This is a genomic window from Sphaerochaeta sp. PS, from assembly GCF_032144095.1.
Classification (GTDB): Bacteria; Spirochaetota; Spirochaetia; order Sphaerochaetales; family Sphaerochaetaceae; genus Sphaerochaeta.
This window is the reverse complement of record NZ_JAVSNJ010000024.1, coordinates 1-13,597: the sequence shown is the minus strand read 5'-3', so window position 1 is coordinate 13,597 and position 13,597 is coordinate 1. Positions and strand designations below refer to the sequence as shown.

Genomic DNA, 13,597 nt, shown 5'->3' with positions numbered 1-13,597 from the left:
CCTGAGGCAGCTCAGATTACCCCCAATGCACAGATGCCTCAGATTGACCTCATAGGTGTTGTGGATGTGCATTGTCTTGCCACAATGGGGACAAAGGGAATCCTTTTCGTCCCTATCGATATTCCCATGCAGGAGATAAGCCCCCAGCCCTGATACTGTCGTCACGCTTTCTGTATTTGTATTGTGGAAGCCTACCAATCCTGAAGGTAAAGTGATATTGTACATATAGGGCTATTCTCCTGCTTGTTATGTCTAGTAACCACAACAATACAGGGATGGCCCTTTTCTATGCAACCGCCTTCGGTTTCAAATCTCCTTGGAATCTTCTATTCAAAATCGGCTTATCCAGGAATCCCACAAAGAAAGTGATTGAACCATTAATTTCAATGAAACTTTCCCAATTTTTCAGGCTACATTCTGCGTAAGTAATGGGACACAGGTCTGAGATAAATGGAATAATGTTCTATTGAGGTGGGACACCCTTCTATCTATCCAGCAATACATTTCAGTTTTACCCTTGAGTGACATTTTTTATGGATTAATGCAATTCAAGGGAGATAGCATATGCAACAAGTCAATTATGTAGAGATCCTGAGGCTTTCCTATGCAAAAAGAATTCAAGCAGGAAACCCCCGGAAGGACAGTCTTAACCAGAGTATCACTGCTCACTGATAAGCTTAGAAACGTCTCTAAAGTAGCAAAATGGAAGGACTTGAGGGGTAAGGACTATCCTCCTTTTGTTTATGATGTCCTTGATTAGACATCAGTGGTGAGTTATCAACAGGATTTGTAAAACAGAGCCTAATCTTTATAGGATGAAGCAACATACTGTTCAAATATATCCTGCTACTCTTAAGAATAATTCGTTGAAATCTGGTTTCATCTGAAAAAGATATTGCGCAATAGCTTGCATCATCTCAAAATCATTTTCATGATCCAAATCTAACACAGCGGTATCATACATTTTAATTATATCGCAACTGCCTTCAAAAATATTTTTTCCACTTTTCAGAAACTCTGGAGAATATGCATATAACGAAGCATTCATGTCAAATATCTCAGGAGCTTCTTGCCTTGTGTTAAAATTTGAAGAAAGCACCCGTTCATACCCAGTCTTTGTCTTTTTCACCATGTTAAAATATGGATTCCTTCTGGCATCAGTTACCGAAAAAACAACATCTGCAATTGATTGGTTTTTCTTCTTGATGAGAGCCTCTATATCTGCAACAGTCCTTAGGGGTGACGTAATATCTAAATCGAGAATCATATCATAACGTTTGTTTGTTTTTACTTCCATTTCAACCAAACAGTTCTGGATTACCAAAACTTTTGGGGTACTGTCCAATCCTAATTCTTTTCTCCTATGAATACTGGAGACTGAAGGAAGACCTTTCCTTGAAAGCAAACCTATTAATTCAACACTGTCGGTATTTACTACAATATCACAATTGATATCTGGATTTTTATCCATAAATAGATCCAAAGCAGCAAGGGTGTAGAAAGGCAATGGATACCCAAGAAAATCCCGTATATTCTTGTTTTTTATCCCTTGTGACCCTGCTCTACCACAAATCGTGCATAAAATATTCATCTTTATTTCCCTTTACCAGCAATATCCAATGTCTTTAGTGCAGTAGCTATTGAATTATCATTTTGAGAAAAACCTTCAATAATTGAAAAGAAATGCTCAATCTCTTTTCTGTGATAGTCATTTCTTGATTCCTCGAAGGGGATTATCTTGCCAGTCTTCAAAAATCGAATCTCATTTTTGATAAAATCTCCCACAATCGTATCATCAGCGGAAAAGAGCTGAATCTCCCGAATGGATACACGACCAAAATAATCCAGGTGAACCTCGACTGCAAGATTTGGATATTTTGCAATATAAATTGAAAGATCATCACTGTTGATCTCAAGATCTGAGAATGTGCCCCTAAAATTTACCAACTGTTCAGGGTATCCGAAAAGATAAGTAAGATAGTCCCATTCATGTATCAAATCTATAGAAACACCTCCACCTAATTCCGTATGGGCACTGTAGGATTTCCTATAGTCCTGATGAGGTCTCCATTCTGGAAGATAACTGGAACATATTGCCCGTACTGAATATATCTTAGTAAGGTCGCATTGGTTCTTTATGTACTGGACCACATGGCTATATCGCAGAGGGCAAGCAACATAATAAGTCATGTTTGGATCCAGATTCAGCTCTTCTAAGGATAGGCTTGAAGAATCAAAAACCGGCTTTTCAATAAACATATGCTTAGTCTTGGATGCATATTTTCTTATTGTCGAATAGTGCAAAGCTGTAGGATTTGTAATGAATAATATATCGTAATCATCAGGAACTTGTACATATGAATAATACGTATTTTCAATGAGAAGTTGGGCATCATTGTCAATTACACCTCCCTTACCACTTCTTATTACATCAATGCTATGTGTACAGCCTTTCGCTGCCAATACCTTATCGATGTTATGTAAGTGTCGTGTTGCTATTGAACCAAATCCAATTATTCCAATTTTATAATCAACGCTCATCAAATCCCTCAATTAGGTCAATCAAGCTTAGGGTTTTCTTATCTTTTTCAAAACTATACATTGGCTGTTCTTTCCCTTGCATCACTGCAAAAAAGGATTCGATTTCTTGATAATATGCATTCTCTATCACAAAGCTAGAATAACCGTCCAAACTATCAACATTATCATATAGCTGAATATTGACGTCTCGCTTATGTGTGAAATCATATTCAAAGAAACCTGTGGGTGAACCATTCCAGGTTACATATAGTTGCTCGTTGAAAATTTCAAGATTTCTGACAGCTTTTCTAGAAATAACATCAACAGCCAGCAATCCCTTGCTACCAGAAGCATGCTCTATCATCAAGAGGTAATTATCATCATAACCAATATCCAAACCACTGAGCCTATTTTTCTTGACTTGAACGTCAATGACATCACCAAACACCTCAAGCAACCAGGGAAGCTCAATGGCAAAAATCTCGCGGCATCCATTGGTTCGCTTATCACCAACAAAGAAGTTTGTATAATGCTCCCAGGGATGCCAATCTGGAAGATACTGACCAACATGATAGGTATAATTAACAGGTGAGGCAGATGTAGTCACAGCAGCTCTGATATGTTTTATCTCTTCCCTATACAGAAAAGTTGATGACAAGAACAAGACGAGATTTTTCTTTCGAGCCAGTTCACAATTTGCTTCGTATCCATCATCTACCAGATTTAATTCCGTGAATACATGCAATCCATATTTCAAGCAATTCGAAATTATTTCATTATGTGATAGTGGAGCTGTACAAACAAAGGCACAATTCAATCCCAAGTCTTCAGGAACTTCGCTAAGGCTTTGATATGTAATGATTGAGTATTCTTGTTCACATCTCGATCTTCTCTCAACATTCAAATCAATGCCAATCACGTGGAAAGAGGAGTCATATTTTTTAAGTAAACGAATTCTCCTTCGTCCCATTGAACCTAAGCCGATTACTACCACATTCATGCTTCTATTACCTTAAGATCAAAAAACTGTTTTTTCAAATCGATAGTCTCTTCAGACAAAACCCGCTTAATACAAGATGCTATCAACTCCGAACTATTCCCATCCCCATAAGGGTTTTCTACAGTTTTCGCTTTCTCTTTGCACTCCTCAGACAAGGCATACGTGATAGCCCGTTCTATATCTACAGAAGTTGGCTCACAGTTGATGGTGCTACCTGCCTGGAGCCTCCCTTTCTGACGGTCTCCAACATTAATGGTGGGGATATGCAGGCTGGGTACCTCAACTATGCCGCTTGAGGAATTCCCTATGACAAAGGCACTGTGTTTTACTGTCGAGATATATAGCTTCGTCCCTAATGAAGCAAAGACAACAGCATTCTTATGAGTAGCCACAAACGTGTCGATCATCTGATTGATAATCCGACCATCAGCATCAGCATTTGCTTTGGAAAAAACAAATTTCAAATCAGGGTGTGCATGGAAAGCATCAAGCATGGTCTTAAACTGGATTGCAGAACTACCCTTTTCTAAAGTTACAGGGTGGAAGGTGACCATTGCAAAAGGTCCATCCAATGATAAGCCTAGAGATTCTTCAAGATGAGCCCTATCAAGCAACTTTTCGTTTTTAATATTTTCAATTCCTAGGGCTCCCACATTAAACACCCGTGAAGGATCCTCACCAAGTTGGATCACTCGCTTCCTATACTCTTCAGTACTGGTAAAATGAAGATAGCTCAGCTTGGTGATGGCATGCCGTATGGACTCATCGATAGCTCCTTCGGTGGTTTCTCCCCCGTAGAGATGGGCTATTGGAATCCTTTGGTTCATTGCAACACAACAGACTGCCAAGGTCTCATACCTATCTCCAAGGACAATCAATAGGTCAGGCTTAAGTTCAGAGAAGTAATCAGAAAACCCTATCATGGCCAATCCCATAGACTTGGAGATGGATGACGGTGTATCGGAACTGAGCAATATCTCTATTTTCTTGTCAATCTCTATATTGTCTTCCTCAATTTCCTTATATGTCAGCCCAAACTCTGGAGAAAGATGGGCACCAGTTACCACGACCCTGACATCAAACGCCCCAAGTTTCTGCAACTTCAGGATAAGGGGATGTAATAACCCATACTCGGCTCTTGTGGCAGTAAGAATACTAATGATTTTTTTCATAATTCTATCAACTCATCCTCTTGAAAGCTTCTCTTGGAAACCTTGCCCAATACTTCAAACCATTGCATAGGACTAATTCCATTTCCAGGTCGTTTCGTTGTTATATTATCAGTAGAGAATAGTTCCCCTTTCTCAATATGTCTGCTTGCAATGATGCTCTTCCTGGCAATGGGGATATTCTTGATTTCAGAAAGACTTGGTTTCTTTTCTCCAGAACCTAATGCAGTCTCAATATTGCGGATAGCAGAAACCATTGCCTTGAGTTCATCAGGCTCCAGACTTGCCTTATGGTCGGGACCTTCCATCTGCCGATCAAGGGTGAAATGCTTTTCTATCACTGTTGCGCCCATAGCCACGGCTGCTATAGGAACCTCAATACCACTTGTGTGGTCAGAATATCCTACGCTTACATGAAATTCTCTTCTCAGCGTCTCCATTGCACGCAAGTTTACTTCTGCATAGGGTGCAGGATACTCGGTTGTGCAATGGAGAAGGGTAACCTCACCACAGCCATACTCTCTCAAGACCTTTAAGGCATCACCAATTTCTTCAATGGTGCTCATACCAGTGGACAGAATGATGGGTACATGGGTTTGTGCAATTTTGATGAGATAGGGAAGATTAGTAATCTCTCCAGAGGGTATCTTCCAATACTGCATGTTAAGCGTCTGTAAAAAATCTATGCTATTAAAGTCAAAGGGTGTGGACAAAAAGAGTATATCCCGTTCCTTACAGTACTGAGCAAGGATGGAGAAATCAGCAGGTGAAAGCTCCAGCTTCTGAAGCATGTGTAACTGGCTTTCATCATTCTTTGTTTGCTTTTTCTGATAGTCGGCCTTATCAGCTTTGCGAGAAACCAAATCCGATGCTCTGAAGGTCTGGAACTTGATGCAGTCAACACCCGCTTCCTTGGCTGCATCAATCATTTTAATTGCGACATCCAAACTACCATTATGATTGACACCTGCCTCGGCAATTATGAAAGTGCTCATCTTGTTGAAACCACCTTGCAAGGATTGCCATAAGCTATAGACTGGTCAGGGATATTCTGCATTAATACACTTCCTATGCCAAGCATCACATTTGATCCAATTTCCAGTTGCTGCCTGATAACACTGTTGGCCCCTATATGGGTGTTGTTGCCAATCTTAACGGATCCACAAAGAACTGATCCTGTTGAGACATGAACAAATTGGCCAATTATGCAATCATGCTCAATGGTTGCAGAGGTGTTTATAATAGAATAATCCCCAATAATCACCCCTGCATTAACTACAGCATTTTTCCCTATGAAGATACCTTTCCCTAACGTACAGTAAGGACTTACAAGAGCACTTGCATCGATGATATTCGGAATTGAATATCCGATGCTAGAAATCAAATCAGACAACCGCCTTCTGGCACCGGTATCCCCTATACTGCCTAATGAGACAAAAACATGGGTGAAACCTCTCTTATAAAGGTCTTGCAGATCATCATCAAACCCAATTACGGGTATTCCCAATACGGATTCTGTAATACTTCCTTTCTTTTCAATAATACCAATTTCTAAGTATTCTGCTGATGAGAGAAGCGTATCAATGATGGACTTGCAATGCCCTCCAGCTCCAAGTAGCAACAGCTTCTTACTCATTGATCTCCAACCTTTTTCTCATTGACTCAAGCTCTTCCAACTGCCCCATGTCCATCCAAGCCTTTTCGCTCACTGGATACACGCCAACATTCTTTCCCAATTTACGATACCTATCCATAATTTCAGGGAAACTGATCGATTCATTCAGCTGAAGATCTTCAACAACTTCAGGTTCTACAATGTACAACCCAGTGTTTGTAAGAAACGAATACTCCGGCTTTTCAATGAAGGAATCAATGGTACCATTCTCTGACATGTTTATGACACCATAAGGTATCACCACATTCTTGAGAGCACAGACCATGGTGATAATGTTCTTGTCCCGCTTATGCTGACGATACATGCTTGCATAGTCGGCATCAATGAGAATATCGCAATTGGAGAAAAAGAACGTATCATTCAATACACCCTTAAGAAGAGAGAGACCTCCACCAGTTCCCAGGGGAATATCCTCATCCACAAAGTGGAGATCATATTCCTTAGGCGAATCTGCAAAGAAGGCTTTGATTAGGTTTTTCTTGTGGTTCACGATAACATGGAAATCATTACACCCAAACTTTTGGAAACGGCTCATGATCAATTCAAGGATTGGCTGGTCGCCAATAGGGATGAGAGGCTTGGGTAAGATCTTGGTATATGGGTACAGTCTTGAGCCTACACCACCAGCATTAATCACTACAGGAATTGCCAAGTCCGTTTTCTTGATGAGCTCTAGGTCATTTGCAAATAATAATGATTCGACAATGCCTTGTTCATTTAACATGGGGAGGGCTGTAATGGAGTACTGGCGCATAATTTCTTTTGCACTGGCCCTTGTCTCCATGGTGACGCTTTTTGGGTTGTACGTAGCAACTTCGCTTACTGCAGCATCAAGCCTGCCATTGCGAATCAGATGACGACGAATATCCCCATCGGTCACGACAGCCTTCAGTTTTCCCTCAGGGGCAATAAGCAGGATCCTTTTGGCTGTCTGGTCCAATTGTTCCAAGGTTTTTCGTATGGTCGCATTCTCATCAATGAACAGTTGTTCTAATGTACTCATGATTTCCTCACCATATCCTTAAGACATGCAACAACACGATCAATATCAGATGTATCAAGGTTAGTACTGCAAGGGACATTTACAATTCGCTTCTGGTATTCCAAGGCCTTTTCGATTTTGAATGAACGAAAACCCTTGTAGGGTATCTGTTCATTGATCAAGCCCCAAATAGGTCTTGTCTGAATCTTCTGCTTTGAAAACGCAGCAATGACCTCATCCCTAGACAAAGGGAAGCCTTCTTCAAGGTACAGGGAATAGAACCAACGATTGGAACGGATATCCTCCCTAAAGGGGAGCATTGAGATATGTTCAATTGTAGCAATTTGTTCTGTGTAGTACTGGTAATTGGTAATTTTGGTGTGGATGAATGTTTCCAGCTGCTCCATCTGAGCAAGTCCCAAAGCTGCCTGAAGGTTTGTCATACGGTAATTGAACCCTATCTCATCATGATAAAAATTTACTTCATCACTCTTTGCCTGGGTTGTCAGATGCTTGGCATGTTGCAGTTGTCCAATATCAGGAGAGACTATCATACCTCCCCCTCCGGTTGTGATGATCTTGTTCCCATTGAAGGAGTAGATCCCAAAATGACCTAAGGCCCCGGCATGCATGCCTTTGTAAGGGCCATCAAGGAAGTAAGAGCCAATGGCTTCAGTGGCATCTTCAATGACTGTCAAATTATAGGTAGTTGCAATTTCGAGGAGTTCTGTCATGTTCGCAATGTTTCCAAATACATGGACCACCACAACTGCTTTTATATGCTTTCCTGTTGCATTATCAATAAGCTTTCCATCTTCTAAACTGCACTCACTCTTACAGAACTCCCTAAGCTTCTCTGGATCGAGGCCGAGGGTGTCGTCACAATCCATGAAGATAGGCTCTGCCCCAACATACCGTACAGGATTCACCGCCGCTATGAAGGTAAGGGAAGGAACGATGACTATATCATTCTGGGTCACCCCTGAGAGAATCAATGCAATGTGAATCCCAGAGGTGCCATTCTGACAGGATACAGCTCCAGGAGCTTTCACATATTGGGCAACAACGCTCTCAAAATCAGTGACATAAGGCCCTCCTGTAGAAACCCATTCGGTTTCTACAGCCTGGGTCACATACTTCAGTTCATTCCCCTTAAGGTTTGGAACTGACAATGGAATGAACTTTTGCTCCATATGGGAACTCCTAAATATTATAAATGTCTATTTTGTACTTTTCCAAGTTTTCTTTGAAAAACTCAATGGTTTCAGCAAGCCCCTGTTCCAAACTATAGGTTGGACTCCAGTTGGTAAGCTTTTTGATTTTCTCGTTGGATCCAAGCAGTCTATTGACTTCACTCTTTTCAGGGCGCAAGCGCTCTTCATCACAAACAATCGCCGCCTGAGGGTTTATCTGTCTGATCAGCTCTGTAGCCAGTTGTCCGATGGATATCTCTTTCTGTGAAGCAATATTGATCTCTTCACCTATGGTCTTGTCGGATTTGGCAATTTCGATGAACCCTTGGACAGTATCCTTCACATAATTGAAATCCCGAGTCGGTGTGAGAGATCCTAGCTTGATCTCTATCTTACCTGCTAACAATTGAGTGATGATAGTAGGGATGACTGCTCTTGCAGACTGCCTTGGTCCGTAGGTATTGAAAGGCCGGACAATAGATACTGGTGTCCCAAAACTCCGATAGAAGGACTCAGCAAGACGGTCGGCCCCTATCTTAGTTGCTGAGTATGGGGATTGTCCTTGAAAGGGATGATTTTCATCGATAGGCACATACTTTGCAGTCCCATATACCTCGGAGGTCGATGTAATCAACACCCTACTTGTTTCCAATTCGCGGGCAGTCTGAAGCACGTTAAGGGTGCCCTTGATGTTCGTATCAACATAGGTGTCGGGCGAGTGATAGCTAAAAGGAATAGCGATAAGGGCAGCTAGATGGAATACTTCATCACAACCTTTCATGGCTTCCTTGACCCCGTTTGGATCTCGGATATCCCCCTGAAAAATCTCTATCTCATTGAGGATTTCCTTGGGCAAGATATCAAGCCACCCCCACGTATTGAAGGAGTTATACAATACGAATGCTTTGACTTTGTTTCCTGATCTCACGAGTTTCTCTGTTAGGTGGCTACCGATGAAACCATCGGCCCCTGTAACTAATATTTGCATTATAGTGCCTCAGTATTTATATGTTTTCTTTATAGTAAGGAATATCATTTTTTTGCTTCCAAGCAGAACGAGGATATTTAACAATGTCAAACAAATGTAAAAAAATTAACAAACGAGTAACATAATTAAATAGGATAGCCCTAATAACAGCTTTTTTGGAGTATGGGATTATTTTAGCTATATACATCTTTTCATCTTTATTGTTTAAGATATCAATAACTGCATCAGCTACTCTTTGAGTGGCTTTACCATCAATTTTACCATAGAACATTTGATAGTTTTTATTCTTTTCTTGCATCTGTTTTGCTAATAAAATCACATTTTCATTTATATCAGAAATCTTATTAATTTTGTAATACGAATCAGTTCCACTAGTTTTGAATATATCAGGATGTTCAATGGGTTCATAAACAATTGAGGGGATCCCCATAACCTCACTTTCAAATATGGTGGTACTACTCCAAACTACATTGACATCTACAACATTCAACCATTCATAAATCGTTCTTTCTGAAAGAATTCTAACTTCTTTAGGGAATAGCCCCTCTTTAATCTGAATACCGGGATGTGGTCTATATATAAATTCAAATCTCTTAAAAAAACCCTTATCAAGATTATTTAATTCTGATATTGTAATTTCTAAAGAATTCTTAGTTAGTAAGTAATGTTCTTCTAAAAGTGTTTCTGAAATACCCATTACCATTCGTTCAGCTTTTTCTGCTTCTGACCAATAGTTAACCCAATTTCTATTATCAGCAAATAAAACCCATATTTTACTCATATTTAAGTTAAATTTTTCTGCAAAATCGCTCCTTGAAGATTGAACGTTAAAAACTTCATCATTTCTCATATTCCCTGTTACTTTAATTAAAGAAGATTTAACTCCAGCATTAAGTAACGATAATTTAAAAAAATCACCCCAAACTAAATGATAGACGTTATTCTTGGCCTCCTCTGATTGAGGAATAAGTAATTCTTCTGTAAATTTACTAGAAATCTGTTCATGGTGCAAATTTATAATGATCAACTCTCTTGAATACTTAATAAAAGGAACAAACTTCTCATAATTAGCCTGATGATACATCCAAGGAGTTACGATAACGTCTACTAGATGTTTTTTTGCAAATCTCAATGCATTTACATATTCAAAATCAATTGAATAAACCATAACATGCATACCTTTAAAACCCAGAATCTCTTTTAATTTCATAATTGAAGAAAATTCTCGAACAGCATGCTGATAAAATAAAATTACGCTTTTCATTAAATCCCCTTGTGTAGAAGTTCGGAACAATTTTTTTTAAGAAAACTTATAAGGATTTTTTTGTTAATATCAATAAACCTATTTTTCTAATTTCTTTAAAATTGATCAAAACTAAGATTATCGTGATTAGAAGGAAAGTTATGATAGAGTCTTTTTGGAGTGATAGAAGTATCGCTTGGAAACTAACCAATAAATATGAAAAAAACATCTCATAGATTTTGATGTCAAATCTTATTATTGAACGAGAAACAAAAAATCTATAAATAGCAATTGCAAAATATGAAATAGCTGTAGCAAATACTGCGCCCATAATCCCAAACTTTGGAATAAGAATGAAGTTCAGACTGATATTCATTAAGGATCCAAATAATGAACTAAGCATCACATTTTTACTATCTTTCCCAGAAGCCAATATAGAACCAAAAAAATTAACTACACCCAAAAAACAACCTCCCAACAACAATATGGGTACATAAACATGTGCAATATAATACTCAGGAGAGACATAAATTTTCATGAATGATTTTATTATCCAAAGTAGAGAATTAGCAGAAAAAATAATTAAAAGATTATAAGACGAAAAAACACTAGCATAAAAGCTTTTTGACATTGTATTAGTTTCAAATTGTTTAATAGCTGAAATTGACCATGCTTGGTTAAAAATATTAAAAATAGTAGTCAATAGGGAGGGAATTTTACTAGCAACAGAATACAAACCAACAGCACTAGCTGACAAAAAGAAATTCACCATAAATCTATCTGAGTAGCTAATTATCATCCAAGCAATAGAATTAAATATTAAAGGAATTGAATAACTCAACATTTTAGGTAATTTTGAGTTTATCCTCAATGAAATTCGGAATTTTGGTGCTTTACCAAAGCACATCAAAAAAGATATAGAAATTAAATTTGCGATTAAAATAGATGAGAGATAACCTATTATACCTAAATTGAATATTGCTAATAATAAAATATTCATTACTACTAAAGCAACTGAATATAAAACTGAATCAATTGCAAATAATTTGGTACTACCTCTAGCTTTAATAAAAAGAGAATATGCTGTGTGTAACAAAGTACTTACACTAAGAAAAAAAAATAATAATGGTAATAATCTTCCATATTGAGCAATAAAGAAGCTACTGCCAATTCCGATTATGAGGCAACTCAGAAAGAACACTTGATAAAAACTACATAAAATATCATCAGAAGAAAAGTTACTATCGAAAGAATATCTAAATACGGCCTCATAAATTCCAAATGATGCTAAAGGAATAATAATATTTGATAATGCTATAACTAGTTCGACTATTCCAAACTCACTACTTGATAATTTATAAGTGTAGAAAGGCACAAGAAGGAATAAAAGAATTTTAGAAGCAAAATTACTGAGAGCAAAAATTCTAGTGTCAGATAATAATTCTTTATATTTGTTATTCATTTTAAGACTCAATTATAATAAGCTGGAATTGAGAAAAAGTAAAAATTGTTTAAAAATTTTCATGTACGAAATCTCTTGGTTTTTATATATTTTTTCCAGGGGAAGGTATAAGAAAATAATACAAGTATTATTGTTATATAATAAGCATTCGAAATACTAAAGTTTCCAAAAAAGTAGTTTCCGAAAAAAAGCATAAAAAGAGCTTTTTGATATACGGCTAAAACTAAAACTAAGTAAGATTTCCCTGAATTAATTTGAACATACAAAAAACCAATTAAAGAAAAAATTACTATGGTATAAGTTATGACACCAATTATCCCAAGATCATGAAAAAAATAATATATAAAGGTTGTAGTATTAAAAAAAGAAGTAGTATATTGAAAAATTTCATCAATATTATAAATATTCAGTAGCTTAGTTAAAGAAATATGAACCGATTTAAAGATTGTATAAGGGCTCCCTTGAATTACTAATTGATTAAAGTTGTCAAAACTAAAAACTAAATAGTTATAAATTGAATTGAAAAATGGTAGAGATAATTCTCCTTTGAACACAGCAGAATTTGGAGTTAGTCTAATAGAAATCATAATCGTTAAAATAGAGATTAAAAGAACACTAATTATGAATAACTTATTTAAATCTATTCGTTTTTTTTGATTATATAAATACAGAAATCCCAATAAAATAATTAACAAAGTCCCTCTAGACATTAGAATGAACATTGAAAAAAATAAAGCAAAACTGATAACGAAAATATTGAATAGGGTTGTTAGTTTGGTTTTATTTTTATCAAATAGGATTTCAAAAAAAGCATATATAGCACAATATGGTAATAGATTAGTAAAATACCTAATAATCCGTATTGAGGATTCGAAATCTATTATAGTTTTTTTATCATCAACATCACTATACAAAAATAAAAAATCGTAAAATCTTACTTCAAAAAGTGTTAGAAAAAAACAAATGGTTGTAAGAAAAAAAACCATTCGAAATGCATATTTATACCTAAATGTCACTTCTGGATTTTCAGGTTTTTTCGGGTATTGCTTGGTTTTTATACTATTGATTGACACTATCCCAATAAAGAAAATAAGCATTGAAACAAGAATGACTATTAGGTAAGTCTTGAAGCTCAATGTTGATTGCAAAGGATTTAGTCTTAATCGGCTTATTGCAAAAATAAATATAAAAGAAAAAACTGGGATGCCGAAAGGATTTAAAAAATCTTTTGTTTTAGAATACAAAATCACATACAAACAAAAAGCATATAGTGAAAATATGGCAAATTCTATTATATTTTCAATCATATAAATGGTTATTAATAATTATAAATATCACTTGTCAATCCTTTAAATAATAAACTAT

Annotated in this window: 13 protein-coding genes; 1 reads left to right on the top strand and 12 read right to left on the bottom strand. The window is 37.0% G+C overall.

Annotated elements, in window-relative coordinates:
* Positions 1 to 604 precede the first annotated feature (604 nt).
* Complete coding sequence (locus ROJ03_RS12965) at positions 605 to 760, top strand: hypothetical protein (RefSeq protein WP_313727490.1); 156 nt, start codon at positions 605 to 607, stop codon at positions 758 to 760.
* Positions 761 to 832: 72 nt separating this feature from the next.
* Here the strand turns inward: ROJ03_RS12965 and ROJ03_RS12960 are convergent, their stop codons facing one another.
* The 12 genes from ROJ03_RS12960 to ROJ03_RS13080 are packed head-to-tail and all read right to left on the bottom strand — an operon-like array spanning position 833 to position 13,539.
* Entirely contained in the window at positions 833 to 1,591 is a 759-nt protein-coding gene (locus tag ROJ03_RS12960) for an acylneuraminate cytidylyltransferase family protein (protein ID WP_313727489.1), read from the bottom strand.
* Positions 1,592 to 1,593: 2 nt separating this feature from the next.
* Entirely contained in the window at positions 1,594 to 2,541 is a 948-nt protein-coding gene (locus ROJ03_RS12955; RefSeq protein WP_313727488.1) for a Gfo/Idh/MocA family oxidoreductase, read from the bottom strand.
* Positions 2,531 to 3,520, bottom strand: coding sequence for a Gfo/Idh/MocA family oxidoreductase (locus tag ROJ03_RS12950; protein WP_313727487.1), 990 nt, complete (start codon positions 3,518 to 3,520; stop codon positions 2,531 to 2,533). The genes ROJ03_RS12955 and ROJ03_RS12950 overlap by 11 nt, the downstream gene beginning before the upstream one ends.
* Positions 3,517 to 4,692, bottom strand: a complete 1,176-nt coding sequence (gene neuC / locus ROJ03_RS12945; protein ID WP_313727486.1) for a UDP-N-acetylglucosamine 2-epimerase — start codon at positions 4,690 to 4,692, stop codon at positions 3,517 to 3,519. Before neuC ends, ROJ03_RS12950 begins: the two co-directional genes overlap by 4 nt.
* The gene (neuB, locus tag ROJ03_RS12940; protein ID WP_313727485.1) at positions 4,689 to 5,684 is read right to left on the bottom strand and encodes an N-acetylneuraminate synthase; all 996 of its coding nucleotides are present in this window, start codon (positions 5,682 to 5,684) and stop codon (positions 4,689 to 4,691) included. Before neuB ends, neuC begins: the two co-directional genes overlap by 4 nt.
* Positions 5,681 to 6,325 carry an acetyltransferase gene (locus ROJ03_RS12935; RefSeq protein WP_313727484.1) on the bottom strand — a complete coding sequence of 215 codons (645 nt, stop codon included), beginning with the start codon at positions 6,323 to 6,325 and terminating at the stop codon, positions 5,681 to 5,683. The genes neuB and ROJ03_RS12935 overlap by 4 nt, the downstream gene beginning before the upstream one ends.
* Positions 6,318 to 7,367: a sugar phosphate nucleotidyltransferase gene (locus ROJ03_RS12930; RefSeq protein ID WP_313727483.1), complete on the bottom strand. Its 1,050-nt coding sequence runs from the start codon at positions 7,365 to 7,367 to the stop codon at positions 6,318 to 6,320. The genes ROJ03_RS12935 and ROJ03_RS12930 overlap by 8 nt, the downstream gene beginning before the upstream one ends.
* A complete protein-coding gene (locus tag ROJ03_RS12925; RefSeq protein ID WP_313727482.1) occupies positions 7,364 to 8,539 on the bottom strand; it encodes a LegC family aminotransferase in 1,176 nt (391 codons plus the stop codon). The genes ROJ03_RS12930 and ROJ03_RS12925 overlap by 4 nt, the downstream gene beginning before the upstream one ends.
* A gap of 10 nt (positions 8,540 to 8,549) precedes the next feature.
* On the bottom strand, positions 8,550 to 9,527 hold the full coding sequence (locus ROJ03_RS12920) for an NAD-dependent 4,6-dehydratase LegB (RefSeq protein ID WP_313727481.1): 978 nt from the start codon (positions 9,525 to 9,527) through the stop codon (positions 8,550 to 8,552).
* A 16-nt stretch (positions 9,528 to 9,543) separates the two neighbouring features.
* Entirely contained in the window at positions 9,544 to 10,791 is a 1,248-nt protein-coding gene (locus ROJ03_RS12915) for a hypothetical protein (protein ID WP_313727480.1), read from the bottom strand.
* A gap of 46 nt (positions 10,792 to 10,837) precedes the next feature.
* Positions 10,838 to 12,232 carry a polysaccharide biosynthesis C-terminal domain-containing protein gene (locus ROJ03_RS12910; RefSeq protein ID WP_313727479.1) on the bottom strand — a complete coding sequence of 465 codons (1,395 nt, stop codon included), beginning with the start codon at positions 12,230 to 12,232 and terminating at the stop codon, positions 10,838 to 10,840.
* Positions 12,233 to 12,291: 59 nt separating this feature from the next.
* Positions 12,292 to 13,539, bottom strand: coding sequence for an O-antigen polymerase (locus tag ROJ03_RS13080; protein WP_409530501.1), 1,248 nt, complete (start codon positions 13,537 to 13,539; stop codon positions 12,292 to 12,294).
* Between the last annotated feature and the right edge of the window lie 58 nt (positions 13,540 to 13,597).